At 41.2% G+C, this 23,784-nt stretch carries 21 protein-coding genes and 1 pseudogene; 2 read left to right on the top strand and 20 right to left on the bottom strand.

The window, feature by feature from the left end; translation table 11 throughout:
* Positions 1 to 11 precede the first annotated feature (11 nt).
* The 6 genes from RHS_RS14850 to RHS_RS14825 form a co-directional block, all read right to left on the bottom strand.
* Positions 12 to 1,091, bottom strand: a complete 1,080-nt coding sequence (locus tag RHS_RS14850; protein WP_047833601.1) for an alcohol dehydrogenase catalytic domain-containing protein — start codon at positions 1,089 to 1,091, stop codon at positions 12 to 14.
* Between the two features lie 14 nt (positions 1,092 to 1,105).
* On the bottom strand, positions 1,106 to 2,647 hold the full coding sequence (locus RHS_RS14845) for an FGGY-family carbohydrate kinase (protein ID WP_044292958.1): 1,542 nt from the start codon (positions 2,645 to 2,647) through the stop codon (positions 1,106 to 1,108).
* Positions 2,648 to 2,708: 61 nt separating this feature from the next.
* A complete protein-coding gene (locus RHS_RS14840) occupies positions 2,709 to 3,665 on the bottom strand; it encodes an ABC transporter permease (RefSeq protein WP_081820458.1) in 957 nt (318 codons plus the stop codon).
* A gap of 142 nt (positions 3,666 to 3,807) precedes the next feature.
* Positions 3,808 to 5,301, bottom strand: coding sequence for a sugar ABC transporter ATP-binding protein (locus RHS_RS14835; RefSeq protein WP_027293719.1), 1,494 nt, complete (start codon positions 5,299 to 5,301; stop codon positions 3,808 to 3,810).
* Between the two features lie 154 nt (positions 5,302 to 5,455).
* Positions 5,456 to 6,676, bottom strand: coding sequence for a substrate-binding domain-containing protein (locus RHS_RS14830; protein ID WP_052377762.1), 1,221 nt, complete (start codon positions 6,674 to 6,676; stop codon positions 5,456 to 5,458).
* Between the two features lie 170 nt (positions 6,677 to 6,846).
* Positions 6,847 to 8,370 (bottom strand): ribulokinase, encoded by a 1,524-nt coding sequence (locus tag RHS_RS14825; RefSeq protein ID WP_047833600.1) that lies wholly within the window; start codon positions 8,368 to 8,370, stop codon positions 6,847 to 6,849.
* 375 nt (positions 8,371 to 8,745) lie between these two features.
* Between RHS_RS14825 and RHS_RS14820 the strand changes: the two genes are divergently transcribed.
* Positions 8,746 to 9,909 carry an iron-containing alcohol dehydrogenase gene (locus RHS_RS14820; RefSeq protein WP_044292960.1) on the top strand — a complete coding sequence of 388 codons (1,164 nt, stop codon included), beginning with the start codon at positions 8,746 to 8,748 and terminating at the stop codon, positions 9,907 to 9,909.
* A 340-nt stretch (positions 9,910 to 10,249) separates the two neighbouring features.
* On the opposite strand, the gene RHS_RS14815 is transcribed toward RHS_RS14820, so the two are convergent.
* The 9 genes and pseudogenes from RHS_RS14815 to RHS_RS31085 form a co-directional block, all read right to left on the bottom strand.
* Positions 10,250 to 10,894, bottom strand: a complete 645-nt coding sequence (locus tag RHS_RS14815) for an ABC transporter ATP-binding protein (RefSeq protein WP_047833599.1) — start codon at positions 10,892 to 10,894, stop codon at positions 10,250 to 10,252.
* 17 nt (positions 10,895 to 10,911) lie between these two features.
* Positions 10,912 to 11,505 (bottom strand): hypothetical protein, encoded by a 594-nt coding sequence (locus tag RHS_RS14810; RefSeq protein ID WP_395022477.1) that lies wholly within the window; start codon positions 11,503 to 11,505, stop codon positions 10,912 to 10,914.
* Positions 11,506 to 11,773: 268 nt separating this feature from the next.
* Entirely contained in the window at positions 11,774 to 12,577 is an 804-nt protein-coding gene (locus tag RHS_RS14805) for a hypothetical protein (RefSeq protein WP_047833597.1), read from the bottom strand.
* A complete protein-coding gene (locus RHS_RS14800; RefSeq protein WP_047833596.1) occupies positions 12,574 to 13,647 on the bottom strand; it encodes a hypothetical protein in 1,074 nt (357 codons plus the stop codon). Before RHS_RS14800 ends, RHS_RS14805 begins: the two co-directional genes overlap by 4 nt.
* A gap of 273 nt (positions 13,648 to 13,920) precedes the next feature.
* Positions 13,921 to 14,334, bottom strand: coding sequence for a hypothetical protein (locus RHS_RS14795; RefSeq protein WP_047833595.1), 414 nt, complete (start codon positions 14,332 to 14,334; stop codon positions 13,921 to 13,923).
* A 184-nt stretch (positions 14,335 to 14,518) separates the two neighbouring features.
* Complete coding sequence (locus RHS_RS14790; RefSeq protein ID WP_047833594.1) at positions 14,519 to 15,244, bottom strand: LytTR family transcriptional regulator DNA-binding domain-containing protein; 726 nt, start codon at positions 15,242 to 15,244, stop codon at positions 14,519 to 14,521.
* A 169-nt stretch (positions 15,245 to 15,413) separates the two neighbouring features.
* Positions 15,414 to 18,956 (bottom strand): pyruvate:ferredoxin (flavodoxin) oxidoreductase, encoded by a 3,543-nt coding sequence (nifJ, locus tag RHS_RS14785; protein ID WP_027293712.1) that lies wholly within the window; start codon positions 18,954 to 18,956, stop codon positions 15,414 to 15,416.
* A gap of 272 nt (positions 18,957 to 19,228) precedes the next feature.
* The gene (locus RHS_RS14780) at positions 19,229 to 19,585 is read right to left on the bottom strand and encodes a hypothetical protein (RefSeq protein ID WP_395022473.1); all 357 of its coding nucleotides are present in this window, start codon (positions 19,583 to 19,585) and stop codon (positions 19,229 to 19,231) included.
* Between the two features lie 24 nt (positions 19,586 to 19,609).
* A pseudogene (locus RHS_RS31085) lies at positions 19,610 to 19,684 on the bottom strand (alpha-L-fucosidase); the annotation flags it as partial.
* A 37-nt stretch (positions 19,685 to 19,721) separates the two neighbouring features.
* Here RHS_RS31085 and RHS_RS14775 point away from each other — a divergent pair.
* Complete coding sequence (locus RHS_RS14775) at positions 19,722 to 20,081, top strand: substrate-binding domain-containing protein (RefSeq protein ID WP_395022471.1); 360 nt, start codon at positions 19,722 to 19,724, stop codon at positions 20,079 to 20,081.
* A 14-nt stretch (positions 20,082 to 20,095) separates the two neighbouring features.
* Here the strand turns inward: RHS_RS14775 and RHS_RS14770 are convergent, their stop codons facing one another.
* From RHS_RS14770 to RHS_RS14750, 5 genes are all read right to left on the bottom strand, one after another.
* Positions 20,096 to 20,659: a biotin transporter BioY gene (locus RHS_RS14770; RefSeq protein WP_027293704.1), complete on the bottom strand. Its 564-nt coding sequence runs from the start codon at positions 20,657 to 20,659 to the stop codon at positions 20,096 to 20,098.
* A 126-nt stretch (positions 20,660 to 20,785) separates the two neighbouring features.
* The gene (locus RHS_RS14765) at positions 20,786 to 21,262 is read right to left on the bottom strand and encodes a YbaK/EbsC family protein (RefSeq protein ID WP_027293703.1); all 477 of its coding nucleotides are present in this window, start codon (positions 21,260 to 21,262) and stop codon (positions 20,786 to 20,788) included.
* 263 nt (positions 21,263 to 21,525) lie between these two features.
* Positions 21,526 to 22,071 carry a BMC domain-containing protein gene (locus RHS_RS14760; RefSeq protein WP_044289309.1) on the bottom strand — a complete coding sequence of 182 codons (546 nt, stop codon included), beginning with the start codon at positions 22,069 to 22,071 and terminating at the stop codon, positions 21,526 to 21,528.
* A gap of 14 nt (positions 22,072 to 22,085) precedes the next feature.
* Entirely contained in the window at positions 22,086 to 23,414 is a 1,329-nt protein-coding gene (locus RHS_RS14755; RefSeq protein WP_047833592.1) for an SLBB domain-containing protein, read from the bottom strand.
* 15 nt (positions 23,415 to 23,429) lie between these two features.
* Positions 23,430 to 23,708, bottom strand: coding sequence for a EutN/CcmL family microcompartment protein (locus RHS_RS14750; protein ID WP_027293699.1), 279 nt, complete (start codon positions 23,706 to 23,708; stop codon positions 23,430 to 23,432).
* Between the last annotated feature and the right edge of the window lie 76 nt (positions 23,709 to 23,784).

The following is a 23,784-nucleotide window of genomic DNA, read 5'->3' as shown; positions in this document are numbered from 1 at the left end:
TTCCTCCATTATCATGGTTTTATAACAACCTTAAGAGATCCATCTCCTTTGGCATTCTGTTCAAAAGCCTGCTGCCACTGATCCAGGGAAAATGTATGAGTCACTACACCATCCGTATAAATGGTATTATCAGCAATCCATTCCGTTACCACATCAAAACAGTAAGGTCCTAAATGTGCTCCCAGAATATCCAGTTCCTTTCCATCACCGATTACAGACCAATCCACACTTACTTTTTGTCCGAATACGCTGAACTCAATAAATCTCCCCAATTTCCGTATGGCATCTAAACCCTGCTGCACACTGGAAGGATGTCCCGTTGCTTCTATATAAATATCACAGCCATAACCATTTGTCATGCTCTGAATCTCTTTTACTACGTCACACTCTGACGGATTGAGGCAGATATCCGCACCAAAACTTTTGGCAATCGCAAGCCTGTCTTCCTTCATATCAATTGCAATGAGCTTTTTAGGCCTTCTCAATCTCGCATAATTAACCATTGCCAGCCCCAATGTTCCCACTCCGGAAATTACAACTACATCGGTATTGGAAATATCCGCACGGTCCACTGCGTGCTTTGCACAGCTGTACGGTTCAATTAAGATGGCTTTTTCTAATTCCAGATCCTTAGGAATCTGATAAATCCTTGTCTTTTCAGGCAATATCATATATTCCGCCATGGCACCATTGACGTGGGCACGGAATCCAAAGATATCTGCCTGGTCACACATCCAATAATGCCCGGTCCTGCAGAACATGCACTCCCCGCAGGGTACAATCTGTTCACCGGTTATCCGGTCACCTGCCTTTGCACATCCCTGGTAACCTTCAGCCACCTCGACTACTTCTCCCACAAATTCATGCCCGGGAATAAACGGTGTTTTTACCCAGGGCTCTGATTTACCATCTCCCCAATAACCTTCTGCTCCATGCCAGTTTTTAATATCACTTGCGCACACACCGCAAGCCTCCACTTTAATCAGTACCTCACCCTTTTTTAATTCCGGTACCGGATAATCTGACTCCAGCCGATAATCATTCTTTCCGTAAACAACCAGTGCTTTCATTGTTTTTACTGTCTTAGCCATATTTCCTTCTCCTTCTATACCATATTATTGGATAATTGTCCTATCCGCTCATAGAAATCATGAAGCTCCACCATGTAATCCTTATATAAATGCAAGTAAGGCATATACGCTTCTCTTTTTGTTAAATCCGGTAGGAATTCCCGTTCTACTTTCACATGCTTTAATGCGGTCTCTTTTAAATCCGGAAAAACACCTATGGCATTTCCAGCCAGAATTGCAGCTCCCCACATGGCAGCATCCTCCCGGTTCAGAACCTCATATCGCTTTCCCTGGACATCGGCACACATCTGCGTCCATACCGGCGATTTGGCGCCCCCTCCAATGATTCGGACATGATCAAGCTCATATTCCGGATACAGTTCTTCCATTCGCTGCATGCACAGGGTAAAATCATAGGTAAAACTTTCTAACAGCGCTTTATAAAAATGCTCTTTGGAATGGCTCCAGTCGAATCCCATCCACATACCCCGCAGTGAACCATCAAGCGGCATAGAGCTGCCGCCCAGCAGCCCGATTCCCATCAGACCATTGCATCCCGGCGCAATGCTGCTCATTTTATGTTCCATATCTGCAAACATTTCTTTCGTACTGATGCCTGCCTGTTTTACGAAAGTATTCATAAACCAGTCTAAAGTAATCCCGGAACCTGCTGCAAAATGAGTGGCATAAAACTCTCCCGGTACCGCTGATGGAATGACATCCAGACGCCTTTCATCCATATCCGGACGATATTCACTGACACAGCAGCTCACTTCTCCATAGGACGAAGCTTCAAATATCATATCTCCATAGTTTACAATTCCAGCCCCCAGACAGCCCGCAGGCTTATCTCCTGCACCGGATACCAGAACAACCCCTTGTTTTAATCCCGTCGCTGCTGCCATTTCCTTATTTAGCCGTGCACAGATGTGGTTAGAATTCACAATTCTAGGCAGATATTTCTCATCCAGTCCAATCTCCCTGCAGATTTCCTGTGACCATCTGTCATTTTGTACATCAGCAAGTCCGGTCCACTGGGTAAAGGATCTGTCTATTACCGCATCTTCCACGGATATATCACCTAATTTTCCAATCACGTACCCACTGATCATCAGATATTTTGCAATCTTTTTGCTCTGTTCCGGATATTCCATTTTGAACCACTCATATTTTGGTGCCATTTGGGGAAAGTTCGTTCCCCCAATACATAAAAATGGATCTCTTAGTTTTTCCATTTGTTTTTCTGCATAAGGCATATACCGGCTGTCCAGAGAACAGGACCAGGTGGTGATATCATTCCAGTTTTCATCCACTCCCATGAACCCTGACATCTGTCCGGTAAAGGCAATGGCTTCAATACATTCTGCCCTTCCCTCCAGTGCAGCACATACTTTTTTCATACAGGTGATTACGGATGCTAATAATTCTTCTCCCTTTTGTATAAATACGCCGGGACCAGGTCTATAATCTTTTACCGGTTCTGTCTCCAGGGTAATACACGTACTGTCCGTATCATAAACTCCAACTTTTATAAAACTTGTGCCCAAATCCACTGCCATCAGTAAAATATCTTTCATTGCAATGCTCCTCTCTGTCAAACCATGACGTACAGCTATTAGAAAGCTATTTTATAACACTCTAGACTGTTTTATTTTTAGAAGTAAGACCCTGTAATAGCACAGAAATGATAATAATAATGCCTTTTATGATATCCTGGGGATAAGAAGGAACTGCGAGCAGATTCATGATATTGCTGATCAGTGCCAGCACCAGTACACCTACAACGGTCTTAATACAGGACCCTTCTCCGCCCGACAGGCTTGCGCCCCCAATCACGCAGGCTGCAATAGCATCCAGTTCCAATCCCTGTCCTATAATCGGTGTTCCGATAGCCGTTCTGGAAGATGCGATAATGCCACCAATAGCAGCACAGATTCCGGAGATAGCATACACGGACATTTTATACCGGTTTACACGGATTCCCGCTAATTTTACGGCCGTTTCATTACTTCCTATGGCAACTATGATACGTCCAAAAGCAGTATACTTATGAATAAACGCAAATATCAAAATAACAACTACCGCAATGACTGCCAGCCATGGAATCACGCCCCCGATCATCGCTACACCCAATTTACCAATGGTATCCTTTGGTGTCTGCACCGGCTGCCCATTGGATATAACAAATGCCAGACCTCTTGCAATGGTCATCATTGCCAATGAAGCCACAAAGGCTGCCATCTTGGCATAAGATACCAGAAATCCGGTAGCTGCACCTAATACACACCCAACCAGAACCGGTAGGAGAATTGCAGCTCCCATACCCAGACTGTGGGTTGTCAGTGCAAATGCCACCATTACGCTTCCAAGTGCCAGAATAGATCCAACAGATAAATCAATTCCCCCAGTCAGAATTACAAACAACATCCCCATACAGACAACGGTGGTACCTGAATACTGGCGCAGGATATTAATGATATTCTGTAAGGTAAAGAAATCCGGCGATATGCAGATACAGATAACCACTAACAGCAATAGCATAAAATAAGTATTATGTTTGACAAATAATTTTGCAGCTTTATTTTTTGTATTCATTTTTTCACCCATTGCATACAGCAGGCATGCCTGCTGTACTGCCACAACTAAATCAATTTGAAAGAATCAAAATGTGGCTTCCTTTCGATTTCATATTTTTCTTTCAAACCTAAACCCATGAAAACCTCAAGCCGGCTTACACTTAAACCCCCATTGCGTATTTTATCAGCACATTTTCAAATAATTCTTCTCTGGCAACTTCGCCGGTAACTCTGCCCTGCCTCATAATGATAACCCGGTCGCACATTCCGATGATTTCCGTCATCTCCGAAGAGATCATAACGATTGCAACTCCCCGTCCCGCCAGATCATTAATTACTTTATATATTTCTACCTTTGCCCCGACATCCACTCCACGGGTAGGCTCATCCAGTATCATACATTTACAGTCAGCCGCCAGCCATTTTGCAAGAGCCACTTTTTGCTGGTTGCCTCCGGATAGACTGGATACATCATCCTCCATGGATGCATATTTCGTAGACAATTGCCCCAGGATATTTTCTACTGTCTGTTTTTCTTTTTTTCCGTTGATAACGTCCATGGCGTATTTTACCTGTTTCAGGGAAGCAAGGGTCGTGTTAATACGTATGGATTGATTTAGCAGTACCCCCTGCTGCTTTCTGTCTTCGGGCAGGAATCCCAGCCCGCGTTCCACTGCATGCTTAGGCGCCTTAAACGACACCTTTTCCCCTGCCAGCGTAATTTCACCGCTTTCTTTACGGTCTATTCCAAATACGGCACGCATAGTCTCTGTCCTTCCTGCCCCCACCAGTCCGCTGAATCCCAGCACTTCACCTGCCCGAACAGAAAAAGACACATTTTGTACCATATTTCCGCAGTTCAGGTTTTTCACATCCAGAACCACCTCTCCCAGCTTCACTTTTCTCTCCGGATACAGGGTAGACATTTCCCGACCGACCATAAGATTGATCAGCCCATGCTTATCGATATCTCCGGTAGAAAGCTCTTTTACAAACTTCCCGTCTTTAAATACCGTTATTGTGTCGCATAACTGGAATATTTCTTCCAACCGGTGGGATATGTAGATGATGCTGACTCCGTCTTTTTTCAAAAGGTTCACCAGTGAAAAGAGTTTTTCAATTTCTGTAAATGTCAGCACTGCAGTTGGTTCGTCCAGAACCAGAATCTTTGCATCCCGGCTGAGATTCTTGCAGATTTCCACAACCTGCTGATATGCCACCGACAATTCCGCAACCTTTTGTTTCGGGTCAATTTCTCCAAATCCCAGCTTCTTTAATATTTCGGAAGCGTCTTTATTTAATTTTTTCCACCGAATAGCCGCTCCGCCCTGATTTAACCGGTCAATAAATATATTTTCAGCAACCGTTAAATGAGGCGCCAGCATAAACTCCTGATATATCGTTGCAATCCCCAGGTCTTTCCCTTCTCTTGGAGAGGTGATCTTTACCTCCTGCCCGTCAATCCGAATAGTCCCTCCATCCCGTAAAACCGCCCCGGATAAGATTTTCATCAAAGTAGATTTTCCTGCACCGTTTTCTCCGATTAAAGCATGGACTTCTCCTGGCTTTACCCGCAAAGAAACATCCTTCAGTGCATAGACGCCGCCAAACTTTTTGTCAATATGCTCCATCTCAACCCGATATTCACTACCCATCGCCTACACTCCTCATCATTTTCTGTGTTTCTGCTGCTTTTCTTTTTTGGGGATGCCGCATCGTTATCTTTCTTCTGATAAACTGACACAACACCCCCATTTTTGATTCCTTTATTCCCGCGGCGGTGTATTACACCTGCCTTACATTACGTTGTTAAAATGCCGCATTTTCATCATAGTAGTCTTTTGCATTTTCAATGGTATAACAAAGAGGCGGTGTCCGTGTGATATCCTCATAATCGTCTGCTGTCTTACCATTCAGTAAAACATCGTCTGCAACCTGCATAGCCATAGCCGCAACCGTCTTTGGATTATTATCCCCAGTAGCAATATAACCCGTATTATCTGCGATTAGTTTGATTGCTTCCTTCTGTCCGTCTGCTGCTGCCGCGAGTTTAATCTTATCGGTTAAGCCTGCATTTTCAATAGCAGTCATAGCTCCTAATAACATATTGTCATTCTCGCCTAATACCAGGTTGATATCCTTATTTGCTACCAGTAAATCCTCCATTGCCGGAAGACCTTCATCTGCAGTCCAGTTACCCCAGCCCTGGCCGTTGATCTTGAAATCTGCATCCGCATTTTCTGCTTTACCTTTGTCCATCAGCTCCTGTTCCATTGTTTTTGCTGCAGCCCAGGCTTCATCTTCCGTACAGCCTGTTCTCTGTTCAATAATTCCGCACATAAGACCGGTACGTCTTTCCTGAGATACCACCGCACCTTTTACACCGGATAGGAGTACGGATACAATCGGGTCTTTCCCGAACTGCTCACCAACATAGAGTCCTACTGCTCTTCCGTTTCTCAGGTTATCGGAACAAACGGTCGTAATATTATCAGCCGATGTATCGCAGGCATTATCTACATTGATTACCGGAATACCTGCTGCTGTTGCATTTGCAATCGCCGGAAGACAGGCCTCGGAATCTACACAGTTCATAATAATACAATCATAATTCTGGGAAACGAACGTTTCCATATTTTCCATTTCCTTGGAAATATCTTCGGAAGCATCCAGGCTGGCATAAGACCATCCCCTTGATTCGACTTCTTCTTTGAGGGCTGCATCCAGAGCTACAAAATATGGGTTATTTAAGGTCTTATTTACATAGCCGACTTTAAAACTTTTACCGGAAGCATCCGCTTTTTTCTCTGCTTCCGTGACTGCCTCTGATGCTGTTTCTTTTGCTGATTCCGTTACTGCTTCTTTTGTTTCTGCTGCCTTTGTCTCTGCAGCTTTTGTCTCTGCCTGAGCCTCTGTTTTTGCCGCGGTGTCCGCATCAGAACTCTTCGTTGTGCCTCCACATGCCGACAGCATGGAAACGGACATTGCCACCGTTAATAAAATCCCCAACATCTTTTTGTACCTTCTCATTTTATTCCTCCTTAGAATATGAATATTTTCGGCTGCTGCTATTCTGGTGCGTGTCAGAAAAGTTTTCTGTTTCTGCAAGATTATGCATTCCGCTTATTGTGGCGGATCGCTGAATCTGCAACAGGCTCCCGGAAGCAGTCTGCCATATATTAGATTTATTTAGCACCATGCTAAATAAGGCTAATCTCCTGGGTATCATGCATCAAATCCTTCAAACTCCGGTAAAGCTTCAGATATCTCCGGAATGGTTCCTGATACAATTTGTGCTTTTCCATATCGGGTTTGATCACTATTTCGGGCACTACCATCTTATCTGCTGCATCCTGAAAACTATGATAATGTCTTCCTTTTGATGCAGCTGCCACACAGCACCCCAATACCCCTGCCTGGCTGTTCCGATTGATAATAATCTTTTTACCGGTTACATCCGATATCATCTGAATCCATCCACGGTCTTTGGTAACTCCCCCGCAGACAGTCAGCGAATTTATTTCATATCCCTGGGTTTCATAATTCCGTATAATGTTGTATGTACCAAATGATACGGATTCCAACACAGCATGGTAAATATGTTTCCAGGTATGTTTGACATTCAGTCCATAGATCACACCTTTGGCCATTGCATCCTTATACGGTGTTCGGTTTCCCTGGAAAAAATCCAGAACCGTTAACCCGTCAGATCCTGGATCGACTTCCTCTGCCGCCCGAAGCAGTCTGGCATAAGGATTACCGTCTTCTTCTCCGATATGAAAATTTTTCCGAAACCAGTTTACCAGTCCGGCAGCCGATATCTGACCTCCTTCAAGCAGCCAGAGTCCGTCTACCAGTGCACTGTCATAAGGCCCCCAGATGCCTTTTAGATCCGGCTTCTCTTTGGACATACACAGATGTACAAAACTGGTTCCCATAACAATACCCAGTTTATGAGGCTTAATAACATCCAGTCCAAACATCGCCATATGGGCATCAATTCCTCCCTGTACCACCACTAAATCAGGATTAAATCCAAAACGCTCTGCCAGTCCGGGTCTTATTTTCCCCACAACCTCACCGATTTTATCTACCTGTGTGACGATTTTTTCCTTATAATCTTCAAAACCTATCCGTTCAAAGTATTCTTTCTGGTAACCGCCTTTTGATTCTATGTAATTCCATTTGCATGTCGTATTGCAGATGGAACTGGATAGCTTTCCGCATAACATGTAATTAATCCAGTCCAGTTGTTCTACCAGCCGGAAACACTTATCGTAAATATCCCTGCGGTGTTTTTTGATCCATAATGCTTTTGGAATCATCCATTCAAAGGATGTCTCCTTCCCACAGTAATCCAGAACCGGATCATGCGTTTCATTGATCTCATTCATTTCCTCCCGGGATCTGGCATCCATCCACATCATGGCATCCATAAGAGGCTTTCCCTGTTCATCGATAGCCAGTACCGTAGAAGATGTAGCACAGACACAGCACGCCTTCACGGATTTCTTCTGCTCATCCGTCATTTCACGGGAGCACTGTTTTAGCACCTCCAGAATGCTCTCCCACCAATCCATAGGATTTTGTTCTGCCCAGCCGACTTTAGGATAAGAAGTTTCCCACTTTTTTTCATGGCTGATCAGCATTTCACCATCTTCATCAACAATTCCAACCCGTACTCCCTGAGTCCCCGTATCAATTCCAATAAAATACGATTTCATTCCCTTGTCCTTTCAAACATATTATAGGAACATATGTAACTATATGATTATCATTTGTATACATGGATAATACTATAAGTTTTGTGCATTGTCAATATAAATTGCAATTATTTTTATAATATCAGGGCATTTTGTCGATTTTCATAATTTTTACACTTAAAATTCAGTAAACATTTTATAGCTTTATATCATTAAAGCAGCTCTCCCTGGGTAATTTGTTGAGAAAGATTTGCTATTACCCTATTACTGGCATTTTGTAACCTTGCCTCATTGACTTTCCATTTAATTTATGCTATTTTAGTTTTAATAACATATGTTTTTATTGCACTATCATTTGTTCATGAAATGCTATTAAATGTATAGGAGGGTGTTTAAATGAATTATCGAGAATTGTACCAACCGGCACATACGTTGATTGGTAAGGGCTGTATTTGTGAAATACCGCGGCACATTGATCTTATATCAGGTAAGAAAGCTTTTATTGTCACTGATAAGCCGCTTGTAGATATTGGAACTGTAAAGAAGGTCACTGATGTGCTGGATAGTGCCGGTAAAGACTATACGATTTATGACGGAGTTAAACCGAATCCGACTGTTTCTATCGTAAATGAGGCTAAATCACTTTTTGACCGGGAACACTGTGACTACATGATCGGGATTGGAGGCGGCTCTTCCCTGGATGTTTCCAAGGCTGTCAGTATACTTGCTAATAATGGCGGGGATATTGCCGCTTATAACGGATTGAATAAATCAAAAAACCCCGGTATTCCGCTTATTGCCATTAATACAACTGCAGGGACCGGCTCAGAAGTAACCCGGGCTTATGTGGTTACGGATGAAATTAATAAAGTAAAAATGCTGATGGTTGATGCCAACTGCCTCTCTTATCTGGCAATTAATGATCCCATGCTGATGCTGGATATGCCTGCCTTTTTGACGGCATCTACCGGAATGGATGCTCTGACACATGCCATTGAGGCTTATACTGCCAAATCTCATTTTCCTTTTACCGATGGAATCGCACTTGAAGCAATTCATTTAATTGGTATGTCCCTGGAAAAGGCCGTATTTGAAGGCAGAAATATAGAAGCCCGTACCGACATGTGCTGGGCAGAATATATGGCTGGTCTTGCATTTTCTAATTCGGGTCTTGGAATGGTACACGCTATGGCTCACCAGCTGGGCGGTTTTTATAATACCCCTCATGGTGTTGCAAATGCTATCCTGCTGCCCTATGTTATGAAATACAATACATCTGTATGTAAAGAACGGTATTCCCGGATTGGTCAGGCACTTGGTATTGACACTTCCCGGATGACGGCAGATCAGGGGGCAGCCGCAGCTATCTGCCACATCCGCGAACTATCACAACGGATCGGAATTCCTAAATTGAACACAACATCATTTCGGCCTTCTGATGTGGTGACTTTGTCTTTACATGCTCTGGAGGATACAGGAATGCCTGAAAATCCGAAAGAGGCTGCACTGGTAGATGTGCAGAAGGTTTATATGGACGCTTATTATGACAGTGCTCCCTGATCCAGAATTATTATTTCTTCATATAAAAAACCGGCTGCAGCAGCCGGTTTCAGATTGTAGATAAAGTAAATTATGCTATATAGCACTGTATATCAAGAGAATAGGGTTCTTTCTCATGTTTGTATATTTTGTATCAATTGGCAATTCTGATTTTCTTATGCCAGAATGCATTATGCAAAATTAGGAGTCCATTGAATATCCAAAGTTAAGTAAGAACCAGAGAATAGATATACAGTGCTCTATTTTTGTTTTTTTTGATATCATTAAATAAACGGGAATTACGTTAAGCAACTGCAAGAATCTGATACTACCGAAATAATTTTCGTCCCAACGGTAAATTTTAGAATCTCTTCATGATTCCCCTGTCTATTTCATATACTTCATCGCATAACACATTGATATCCTCTTTGTTGTGACTTGCCAGCAGAATCGTTTTGCCACACGCCTTCAGTTCCAGGAATAACTCTCTCATTTCAAGGACTCCCTGGTTGTCCAGTCCGTTCATGGGTTCATCCAGGATTAAGATTTCCTTGTCCTCCATGATCGCCTGAGCTATGGCCAGCCGTTGCCGCATCCCCATGGAATAATTCCCCACCTTTTTTTTAGAAAGGGCATCCAAGCCTACCTTGTTAAGAATACGAATAAGGTGGTCTCTGTTCTTTTTGTTGTTAATCATGTAGAGGTATTCCAAATTTTTATATCCATTTTCATTTTTTAGAAAAGCAGGTTCTTCAATAATAATTCCGCTGTTGGTTAAAAGATCAAGATCCTGTCCCATCTTTTTGCCTTCAACCCGTATCTCCCCTTCATCCAGTTTCAAAAATCCGCAGATGCATTTGAACAATACCGTTTTACCTGATCCGTTTCTCCCAATAATGCCATATATTTTACCCGGTCTGCACTCTAATGAAATATTTTGTAAAACTTTTTGATTTTTAAAGCTTTTTGAACCATCCACAATTTTAATAATGCTTTCTGTTAACATTCATTTCTACTCCTTATTTATTCTTCCTTGTTCCATTTTAACTCAATGTACTTAAATCTGATTAGTATGAGAACCGACATTAGTATAATCAAGATGCAAAGTGCCGGAATGCTGTAATGCAATGGCGGGATAGTTCCATAGCCAAATCGAGTCTCCCCAATTCTTGTAATCTGCATCCATGCCAGGGGCAAAAAATAGTATAACCCTTCCTGAATTTTCGGATGAAAGTTTTCAACTATCACAACCCCAGTTAACAGAACCATAGTTATGCTGATTGCAACAGTACGATTTAGGAAAACACTGAAAAAGAACATAAAAATTCCCGTAAAAGAAATGGTAAGTCCGCAAACGCCCCATGCCAGCAGCATGGCGGGAATTGGCTGTATTTTATTTATTAAATTATAAGAAATGGCAAAAGACAAATTGTATCCTACACCCAGGTCCGTAAGGGAAAGAGTATGCAGCAGCTTCCCCCATTCACTGGTAAGAAAAACCCTTGGCGCAAGTATGATGACTGAGAGAAATAACGCTGCCGCTGCAAGAGTGAATCCGCTAAAAATAATGCTTATGATCTGGGAAATACACCAGCGATAACGTCCGCTGCGAATCATTTGGTACATACCTGCATGATTTAAGAACGGTGCATTTGAGTAAAAATATATAATTCCCAAAATAAATGTAAATAAAAAGTACAGGTGTGACATCAAATGTGGAAAGACCCAGGGCGATATTTTATATCCAGTGTCCTTGGATACAGCCTTCAGCGGCGATATATATACGAAAATCAGAAAAGCTAATAGTATTAGAAAAGTAACGCTGCGTTTAGAGCATATCTTATGCCGGGTTTCGCAATATGTTAAGTTTAGAATAGATAAAATATTATGCACTCCGGATCCTCCCCCTGATTTTTTTGTATATAAGACCCATCAGACAGCCAGAAAAAATACCTCCGAAAAGAATTGGCCAAAAAAAGGATATAAGGTCATTTTCCCATACATTATATCTGGCATCAAAAATAATAGAAATATTAAATATAGAATCATGGCCCCATATGGAATTTCCTAAATACAGTAAAAAATAGTATCCCATAACGGGAATTGACAATACCAGAAGAGAATTAACAATATACAAAGACGCATACGCTGCCAGAAGGGATAAAGAAGCAGCAAGGATTCCCTTTTGCACCGTGAATAGGAAAAAATATACCGGGTACCTGCCAGGGGTAAGAAAATACCGCAATCCTCCTACTTCCTGAAGTAAAGATATCGAGGTAAAATTAACATCCTCCCAGGGCATTCTGCACCGCAGATACAGGACAAACAGCATTGTTCCAAAGGAATAAGTCAACAGGGCAGTTAGAAATATCGTGATAGACCTGGATAAAGTATACAGGAAGACAGATCCCTTCTGAACCATAAGATACGCATAACGATTCTCCATATCCTGACAGAAACTGTTTGCATAGGGATAGGCACAAAACAGCATTACGATCATAACAGGCATACCAAACTGTATCTGATCAAAAACAAAGAAAACCGTTGTATCCAGGGTAATATCATCCAACGTACCAAACATCAGGGTAAAGAAGACACCCGCGATGCCCAGAAGAAATTCTCTGGAACAAATTCCTCTGCTTATGTCCATCCGCAGATATCTGAATAATTTCTCACAGGTCTTTATCATTGGATGATCTCCTCTCCCGTAACCGCATTTACGATGACCTGGTTCAATACCGAGTGCTCCTCAGCAGAACCTTCCCCAGACTGCAGCTTCAAATTCTCGGTAACGTCGAATACCCATACAGGGGTTAACAGATAACTCTCATTCTTCTCCTGCCGTGCCATCATCATTAACTGGGCCTTGGTAACAATATAATTATCATCTGATATAATATTTGCATACTTGTACTCCACAGTGCCTGCAATTTCCTCAAAGTGCTTTAATTTTAGCTTTGTATCCTCTTTTTGAAATTTAAAGGTCTTGTCCATCAAAAGATAAAACAAACCATCTTTTGAATAGGCAGCCTGTACTTGCGCAAATGCATCGGAGGCCTCTTTATAAATATCGCTATAGATATAATAAATCGGCAACGATTGGCATGTCTGGCGCAGGGCAAAATAATAACAGTCATCGTCAGGAGACCAGTTCTCCTTGTATTGTGAGGTATCCGCCTCTCCTTGCATCCCTAATACTGTCTCTTCATTTTTCATCGTTTGATAGTCCAGAGAATACCCACTATAACTATAATCATTCCCAATCATTATGCCCATTTTTGAAAGTATGTCCAATATATCTGTCAGCGCTGTTTCCCGTGTAGCGAAAGAAAATTCCTCCGACTGTGAATATTTGTTCCCATTATAATTATATTTGTAGGATAGACTGAGTACTCTTGGCAAATGGTCAGCAAAAGATTTGTATAAATGAACTGATTCAGGATATATCAACAATGTTTCCCCATTCTGCCCTGCATAGTAATAGTCTGTCTGACCAGAGTCGTTTGTCGTGATCTCTTCCTGGTAATCAATTCCGGAAAAAAGTGTATTCAGGGTATTAGAGGGGTCCGGGTGCTGTTGGGTAGCTGTATAAGCGTAGATTTCATTAGGGTTAAAATCCTTATTCAGCTCAACCTTGGTGTTAAATGTAATGTTTCCCGTTTCCTTTTCATACTTTTTGGGAAAGATGATTCCGTCATTGTCTGAAGGGGATGTATCTTCCGCTATATCAGTTTCTTCAGAAGAGTTCACTACGGGCATATCACTTTCCTGGCATCCAGTGTATAATAATGAGCTTATTATTAAGATGCCCCATACTAAAATTGATTTTTTATTTAACATATGTAATCCATTTCTTTTTGTTTTTTCAGTTTATTGATTTTAATATTTTCACGGAGTAAACAGTTAAAAATTTAAAAACAGAATACTTCACTATTTTTTAAAAATTTAACTGTCATAGTCCGCAAGATACGAGTCTGGCTTTTCATAAGTATCTAAAGCTATTTTTAAAAACAAGGTCGGAATAATTAAAAATTATGGACAATATTTTCCCCAGGCATTGACTGTCATAGCTTCTGAAGAGCCACGGCGTGAACTCATGTAAAAAAGCTGATGCCGTTTAGCCGTTCCATTTTTATAAGAGTTAGAATAACGCCTTTCACCCGCAGAAGAAAGATGTGCAGTACATTTTGTCTCGTAAGAATCAACTCCGCCATTCGCTGGAACAGATTTGACAAGAATGCTTCCGGTTCTTATGTTAAAACCTGATGTTGTTACATAATATGTCTGAGCGTTGTCATCTTTTGCCTCACGATAAGAATATGGATCTGGGTTTGAGTTTACACCAACCGTAACATCAAACGCTATCGTACCGGCAAATGCTACTGACCCCATACTCAAAGCTAAAGCCATAATGCTGGGTATTACTAGTAGTTTTTTCAGTTTCATTTTGTTTCTCCTTTCCAGTCTTATCTGATGGTATTGCTTTTCTACCACCATAAATTAAATTGTAATATGTAAAAAAGACGTCTTTCTTTATATTTATAACACATTTTACCCGATATTTCTTTTATGTGGTAAAAAATGCATATTTTTTTGGTAAAAATAGACTGTAAGTAGATCAATGTTTTGTCTATACATCACCAACAACACCCATATGGCTTAATATCCTTTCTCTTATATCTTTTCGATATGTCTTACTGATAGCCAAAACCTCACCATTACTCATTTTCACAGATTCAAAACAATATTCTTTTATATAATTTAAATTAATAATATACGATTTGTGGATTCTTATAAATTTTTGCAGAGGAACCTCAGACATAATCAGATCAATTTTCCCATAGAATTCTTTGCTATGATCATCTAAAATAATATATACTTTTTTACCTTCACTTTTAAAATAAAGAATACTACTATATAATATTCTATGATAAGTCCTGCCATTTTTATATTGATAGCAAAGGTTTTGTTTTTCAATTAATTGTACAGCCTTATGCAGATTTTTCCACATGGCTGAATCATAAACAGGCTTAATCAAAAAATTTAGCGGCCTTATCTGAAATAATTTCATAGCGTGATTGGTACTCTCGGAAATATAAATGAGATGTGTTGCATCATTTCCCAGCTTCTCCCTCAAATAGAGTCCCACATCTATCCCACTCATTTTCTGTAATTGAATATCTAAACAGATCAGATCATAATAATTAGAATTTTCTAAAGACTTGCACAGAGCTTCACCACTATAATAAATGTCTATTTCCACATTAATAGCATTTTCCCGGGCATACTTTCGAATAATATGTTCCATAAACGAACATATCTTGTTATCTACATCACAAACTGCAATATATATCATAAAATCATCTCCCATAAATAGTATAGCATAAAAATAAATCGCTCCATACTATTTTATCATCAAACTCATAACTTCCCTTCTTCCCTCATACCTTTTCCCTCACACCCTTAAGAAAAGACCGGACAGCCAATCGCCATCCGGTCTTTATTTTCTTTAAAATATTTCTATCTTATTGTTCTCCACCATACAGTGTAATTAATTTCTGCAGGTAAGCATATCTTTCTTTTGCGTATTCTTCAGATTTAGCGAAGAGTACAGCAGCTTTTTCAGGATTAGAACGTTTCAGTGAATTGTAACGAACTTCTCCGTCTAAGAATGCCTGGTAATCTCCTGTTGGAGCTTTGCTGTCTAAGCTGAATGCAGCTTTTCCTTCTTCAGCCAATGTTGGGTTGAAGCGGAAGCAATGCCAGTAACCAGCTTTTACTGCGTTATCTTCTTCTGTCTGAGCTTTGCTCATACCGATCTTGATTCCGTGGTTGATACATGGAGCATAAGCGATAATTAAGGATGGTCCTGGATAAGCTTCTGCTTCCGCAATTGCTTTTACAGTCTGATTGTAATCAGCACCCATAGCGATCTGTGCTACATATACATAACCATAGCTCATAGCGATACTTGCAAGGTCTTTTTTCTTCGCTTCTTTACCACCGGCAGCGAACTGTGCTACAGCTCCTGTAGGTGTAGATTTGGAAGACTGTCCGCCTGTATTAGAGTAAACTTCTGTATCGAATACCATGATGTTGATATCCTGTCCGCTTGCTAATACATGGTCAACACCGCCGAAACCGATGTCATAAGCCCATCCGTCACCACCGAAGATCCACTGGGATTTCTTAGCTAAGAAGTCTTTGTTATTTACAACTTCTTTGCATGTATCGCAGTCTTTGCCTTCTAAAGCAGCTACCATTCTGTCAGTTGCAGAACCATTTGTAGCGCCAGAATTAAAGGTATCGATCCAATCCTGGCAAGCAGCTTTTACATCAGAGTCTTCTGTATTTGCAATGATTTCTTCAACTTTTGCTTTTAAGCCGTTTCTCAGGGCTTTCTGAGCTAATAACATACCATAACCAAATTCTGCATTATCTTCGAATAAGGAGTTACACCATGCTGGTCCCTGTCCTTTTGCATTTACAGTATAAGGTGTGGATGGTGAAGAGTTACCCCAGATAGAAGAACATCCTGTAGCATTTGCAATGTACATTCTGTCACCAAATAACTGAGTGATTAATTTAGCGTAAGGTGTTTCACCACAACCTGCACAAGCTCCTGAGAACTCAAGTAATGGCTGTTTGAACTGGCTTCCCTTTACGGTATTTTCTTTGAATTTTTCAACAACATCTGCTTTTGCAGGTAATTCTACAGCGTAGTCAAAGTATTTCTGGCAGCCAGCATTTGCTTCCATATTTTCAAGAACAAGTGCTTTTTCACCCTTCTTACCTGGACATACGTTCGCACAAGATCCACATCCTGTACAGTCATAAGCAGAAACGGTTATTGCAAATTTATAATTTGGCATACCTGTCATTGGAATGGTTGTCATTCCTTCCGGTGCTGCAGCAACTTCTTCATCTGTCATAGGAACCGGACGGATAACTGCATGAGGACATACATAAGCACATCTGTTACACTGGATACAGTTTTCTGGTTTCCAAACAGGGATATCTACTGCGATACCACGTTTTTCATATGCAGAAGAACCGGATGGTGTAGATCCGTCTACATATTCTTTGAATGCAGATACTGGTAAGGAGTTACCTTCCTGTGCATTTACTTTGCTCTGGATATTGTTAACGAAATCAACAACGTCTTTTCTTCCGCCTTCAGCGTGAGACATTGCAAGTCCTTCGTCAGCAGAATCTTTCCAGCTGTCCGGTACAGTGATTTCAACAACCTGTTTCGCACCGGCATCAATTGCATCATAGTTCATCTGTACAATCTTATCGCCTTTTCTTCCGTAAGTAGCTTTTGCAGCTGCTTTCATCAGGTCAATAGCCTGTTCTTCCGGAATGATGTTTGCAAGTTTGAAGAATGCTGACTGAAGAACAGTATTGATACGTCCGCCAAGTCCGATTTCTTTACCAATCTTGATACCGTCGATTACATATAATTTAATACCGTGGTTAGCGATAAAGCTCTTAACCTGTCCTGGTAAATGTTTCTCAAGACCTTCCATATCCCATGGGCAGTTTAATAAGAATTTGCCGCCGTCTACTAATTCCTGAACCATGTTATATTTATTAACATAAGATGGGTTGTGACAAGCAACAAAGTTAGCCTGACGGATTAAGTAAGTAGATTTGATCGGGCTCTTACCAAAACGTAAATGGGACATGGTAACACCGCCGGATTTCTTTGAATCATAATCAAAGTAAGCCTGAGCGTACATATCTGTGTTATCACCGATAATCTTAATGGAGTTCTTATTAGCACCAACAGTACCGTCAGCACCAAGTCCCCAGAATTTACAGTTGATTGTTCCTTCTGGTGTAGTAACAAGCGGTGTTCCTAATTCAAGAGACAGATTTGTTACATCATCCACGATACCGATTGTGAATTTCTTCTTTTCTGCATTTTTGTATACAGCAACGATCTGAGTAGGTGTTGTATCTTTAGAACCTAATCCGTAACGTCCAGAGTATACCGGAACTGCATCAAATTTAGTTTCTTTTAATGCTGCAACTACATCTAAGTATAATGGTTCGCCAAGTGCGCCTGGTTCTTTTGTTCTGTCTAATACGGAGATCTGTTTTACAGTTTCCGGAATAGCATTAATCAAAGCTTCTGCGCTGAATGGTCTGTAAAGACGAACTTTTACAACACCGACTTTTTCGCCTGCTGCTGTTAAGTAGTCAATTGTTTCTTCGATTGTGTCACATACGGAACCCATAGCGATGATTACGTGTGTAGCATCTGCTGCTCCGTAGTAGTTGAATAATTTATAATCTGTACCGATTTTTTCATTTACTTTGTCCATGTAGTCCTGAACGATAGCCGGTAAAGCATCGTAGCTCTCGTTACAAGCTTCTCTAGCCTGGAAGAAGATATCAGGATTCTGTGCAGAACCTCTGTGGCATGGATGATTTGGATTTAAAGCATGTTTACGGAAAGCATCAACTGCATCCATATCTACCATATCTTTTAAATCTTCATAATCCCATGTTTCGATCTTCTGGATTTCATGAGATGTACGGAATCCGTCGAAGAAGTTGATAAATGGAATACGTCCTTTGATGGAAGCGAGGTGAGCAACAGCTGTTAAGTCCATTACTTCCTGTACGCTGGATTCACAAAGCATAGCGCATCCTGTCTGACGACATGCATAAACGTCAGAATGGTCACCGAATATAGATAATGCATGGCTTGCAAGAGCACGTGCGGAAACATTGAATACACCTGGTAACTGCTCGCCTGCAATTTTGTATAAGTTAGGGATCATAAGTAAAAGTCCCTGAGATGCTGTATAAGTAGTTGTTAAAGCACCTGCTGCAAGGGATCCGTGAACGGTACCGGCAGCACCTGCCTCAGACTGCATTTCAGTTACCTGAACTTCCTGTCCGAAGATATTTTTTCTTCCCTGGGTTGCCCATTCATCAGTTGCTTCAGCCATAACAGATGATGGTGTGATCGGATAGATTGCTGCTACGTCTGTAAACGCATACGAAGCATGAGCTGCAGCATGATTACCATCCATGGTCTTCATTTTTCTAGCCATTTGTGTTTTTCCTCCTTATTATTTAGAATCCCCGAAAGGATTCATTTGTACATATGGATTTATGATTTTCCTCATATGAACTAATCATAGCACATTTCGGGATACTTGTCCATTTGCCTGGTACTTAATTTAACATTTTTTTTGTACTTTTCACAATACACAAAAAATTAGGGATGCACTGCCAAAAGAGCGTATCTTAAAATATTTGAGTCTGTACTGTCCGCTTCACACAAGCGTCAGACAGGTGCAATTATTCTAAGACACGCTCTATACTATCCTCTTATCGGTTCAAATACCGGATCTTTTTCCTCTGTCTCAAGGCAGACACAGTAATTTTTTTCATCCCATAATTCTTCCGGGACTTCTACTTCAATCACACCTGCTCCCTCACAGGTAACGGAACACTCGTATTCCAGTTCCTGTCCATTGCTTACTAAATATGCACTTTTTACTTTATTGCCTACATTAAGCAATTCAATACGGCGCCTCGGAGCTAAGACATGTACAAATAACTTATAATCTTTCTGTGTAAATTGAGCCCACTCTAATTCATAAGCATAGAGGTCTACTCTTCTGGTTCCAAAGATACTGTCCGCATTATCCTGAACATATTTTCCCACCTCGTCCAAAATAGCGATGCTTCTGTCCGGTACATGTCCGGTTGCATCCGGACCGATATTCAGAAGGTAATTGCCTCCCCTGCTGGTTACTTTCAGCAGAAGCCGGATAATATCGTCCGGGTTCTTCCAGTTATGGTCATCCTTGTTGAATCCCCCCCATTCCGGAGCTGTACAGCTGCGCCGTATGTTAGAGCTGACCCCTCGCCCTACTGCAGTTTTAATTCTGGGCTATATCACGACACTGGGTGTCATTATGGAACTCAATACCCTTGGTATATCTATTCCCCAAGACCTGTCTATCCTGACATTTGACGACGATGAAATCTTCTCTGCCTTTGAGCCGCCCATTACAGCTATCGTACAAAACTTGCAGGAAATGGGGAAACAGGCAGCAAAACTACTGCTCAAACGCATCAATGGATGTGAGACCAATTTCCCCGTGGTAAAAATGATCGACACCAATTTTATCGAACGAAAATCCGTACGTAATATTACCAAAATATAACACCGGACATTTTCTTAGAATGTTTTTGCATAGGTTAAAATATTGGCAGCATTCAATGATTTTCGCAATACGGCTCCTACTACAAAAGCAAGTACTATAGAAATAATGTCTTTAATCAGATACGGAACAGAAACCAACACGGCTGATGACCAGAATGACATATTCATCAACAGCATAAACTGCAGGATACCAAGTATATGGCAGATCAGCAGACCGCATACGGCAAATACTCCGCCAATCACCCTATTTTTTATACTGACGGCCAGTCCGCACAGAAGGGAAAGGAAAATAAATCCAAATATGAATCCTCCTGTTTTGCCAAATAAAATCCCTAATCCCCCCGCTAAGCCGGAAAATACAGGAACACCAACTCCACCCAGAACAATATAGATTACCGTTGCCATAGTTCCTTTTTTCCACCCCAGTACACACCCGGTTAAAGCTACTGCAAAGGTTTGCATTGTTACAGGCACCCCTGACGGCATCGGAATTGAAATCTGGGATAGTACTGCCAGGATAGCGGCAAACATTCCCACGAGAACTATAGACTGCGTTTTTATATTATTTTTCTTATTCATAAGATCCCTTTCATTGTAAACTAATATGTATATTTTGTTGACAATCACATTATAAACGAAGGCATACCTATTGTCAACCTTACTTTTAATAAAGTTAACAACAGCCATGCCTCTTTCAAAAACTTCTTATTCCCAGCCTTTACATACGTCGACCCATTCCTTTGCCTTTGCATATAGCTCTAACTGGGAACAGGTCAGTTCTATAGCGCTATTGCTGCTGCCACACGCCGGAAAGACAGTATCAAACCTTTTTAATGATTCGTCCAGATATATTTCTGCCGACTCTGGCACTGCAAAAGGACATACCCCTCCTATAGCATGACCCACCAGATCTTCCACTTCTTCCGGTGCCAACATCTTCGCTTTCATGCCAAAAAAGCCCTTGAATTTGCTGTTATCTATTTTCGTATCTCCCGCCGCAACAATTAAAACTGCATGATCTCCGGACTTACTCTTAAAAGAAAGTGTCTTTGCTATTCTCGCCGGCTCTACTCCCGCTGCCTGGGCAGCCAGTTCCACGGTCGCACTGGAAGTATCGAATTCCAATACTTGATCATCCATATTAAATACTTTTAAATAAGCCCTAACTTTCTCAATTGCCATGATGTACACTCCTTTTCTGGTCGTCTTTTTTCTTTTTGTGATTTTTCTTGTTCTATCAGCCGTCTGATCTTTAAAAACTACTTATCATTATAATCAGAATATGCTAAATATTCAATCCCCCAGTTCATAGAAAGTGGATTAATCCCCGTATTCCACCATACTGTGAAAATCAGCCTTGTATCAATAAAATGCATCGGAAAACCATATCCATATAATGCGAAAAAAAGCCCGGTGATAAACACCAGGCTTTTTTCCGACAAGGTTTAAATTAAGGTTTTTACAAACTCTTTAGAAGGACTAGGAATGACTGCATAATCCAGTACAAGACCCTCTTCTTTTATTAAAGCAACAGCAGAGGTTACAGATTCTGTAACTGCAGATACTGTTCCTGTTAATAACACATATGATTTACCGCACATACCTCTTGCAATTCTGATTTCAAAAAGGTCTACTTCTGCGGTTTTTGCTGCGTGATCAGCAGCTACAATAGCCGATGCTCCGGTAAAGGTTTCAATTACACCTAAAGCTTGAACATCTTCGATATCTGCTGTGCAGTTAAGTGCTTTAAATACGGATTCGTGCGGGTTACCCAGCACGAAGCTGTCAATCATGCTTTCCGGATACTCTTTTTTAGCAGCATCTACGGAAACTCTGATTGCACTTAGATCGCCGGTAAATAAGATAATGAATTTACCCGGGCAAACTGTTTGAGCCTGAATCAGCTCAACATCAGCTGTTTTCACAATAAGGTCTGCCGCCTTAATACCTGTGGAAACAGTTTTATATTCCACCATTCCAATTGCTCTCATTGTTCTCATCTCCATTATGATTTAATGCTGATAAAGTTATCAGTAACTGCCGTAACTTTTCCGGCAATACTTGCATGTAAACAGGTTCCTAAAGCGCCTTCCGGCGGTGCAGCGATTTGTTGTCCGACAGTCACCTCATCTCCCACCTTTACAGATGGTACACAAGGTGCGCCAATATTCTGACGAAGCATTAATTTTACTTCGTTAATTTCAATCGGACAGCCTTTCATCGGTGCCGGAATATCAAATTTAGCCAGACCAAGCCTGAGCATCAGACGGTGTTCCGGAACTTTACGTTCCTCACGCATACTGCTTGCCACGCCTTTCCCTGCTTTATCCGGTATCTTCACGCCTTTGCTTCTCAGACCCGTTTTATATGCATCCAGTAATCTTCTTGGAGATAAATCCTGATGACAAGAATACAGTTCACATAATCCACATGAACAACAGAAGAAAGAGTTCAGGAACGGCTCTACATTATAAGTAGTTCCATTTGCGATCGCTCTCATAAATTCATGAGGTTTAATTGACTGTCCAAGTAAATTCCTAGGACATAAACTTGTACACATGGAGCATTGTGAACAGACAGACATTGCATTTCTAAGGTCTAACTTATTGCTTCTCTGTCTCTTAACGACTGGCGGACAGGTAGGAGGCAATACTAAAATTGCTTTTGTAGTCTTCGTTACAATATCTCTCGCGGAACAAATGCGTCCCGTCATAGGACCACCCATGATTATCACATGATCTTCCGCAGAGAATCCACCTGCCATGTCTACTAATTCTTTAACCGTAATACCAATCGGCACTTCTACCGTAAGCGGATCGTTTACCAAACCTGCTACCGTTACAAACTTCGTAACAACATTGGTATCGCTTGTTACCTTGCGATACAGGTTCAATACTGTCTCCACGTTAACAACAACACATCCAACCAGGATCGGAATCTTACCCTGGGGTACGATTTTTCCCGTGGTTTCATAAATTAATACGACTTCATCTCCCGCCGGATAGATGTCCGGTAAAATATGAAGGCGAAGTTTATTATAATTACCAATGCAACTGTTTACTGCCTCTATGGAAGCAGTATAAGACTTTTTCACAGCGATGATTCCTTCGTTGGCACCTAACGTATCAGCAAGCATCTGCATGCCCGAAAGTATTTCGTTTATGTAATCACTCATGAGCTGTCTGTCAACCTTGATCAAAGGTTCACACTCTGCACAGTTCAAAATGATTGTCTCTGCCTGGTCTGAAAGTTTTGCATGAGTCGGGAAACCTGCTCCGCCTGCTCCTACAACACCGCCATCGAATAAAGCCTTTTTCATATCTACCATATTCATTGCGTCCACTCCAACCTATTCTACTATGACTATTTTTTGCGGGTCATCTACAATACCTACAATACATGCATCAATCGGAGAATCCGGATCACCACAGCCAAGCCGCGCAGAACTACCTGTTGTCACCAGCACGATATCACCGATACCAGCTCCTACGTTATCCACAGCAACAAGACGATTACTATTTTCAGTTTTCATCTTTTCCATTGGATCTACGATCAGGAATTTGCTTCCAACAAGATCATTATTCTTTCTTGTACAAATTACCGTTCCTACTACTTTGCCTATAATCATGTTTTCCTCCTATGTCGCATTTGCTGCGTCATTCGTCACACTACCGCAACATTTGCCGCATTTGCTGCGTCATTTA

It is taken from the genome of Robinsoniella sp. RHS (assembly GCF_001029355.1).
GTDB classification, from domain to species: domain Bacteria; phylum Bacillota; class Clostridia; order Lachnospirales; family Lachnospiraceae; genus Robinsoniella; species Robinsoniella peoriensis.
The sequence above is the reverse complement of the archived record's forward strand: the minus strand, read 5'-3'. Positions and strand labels throughout refer to the sequence as shown.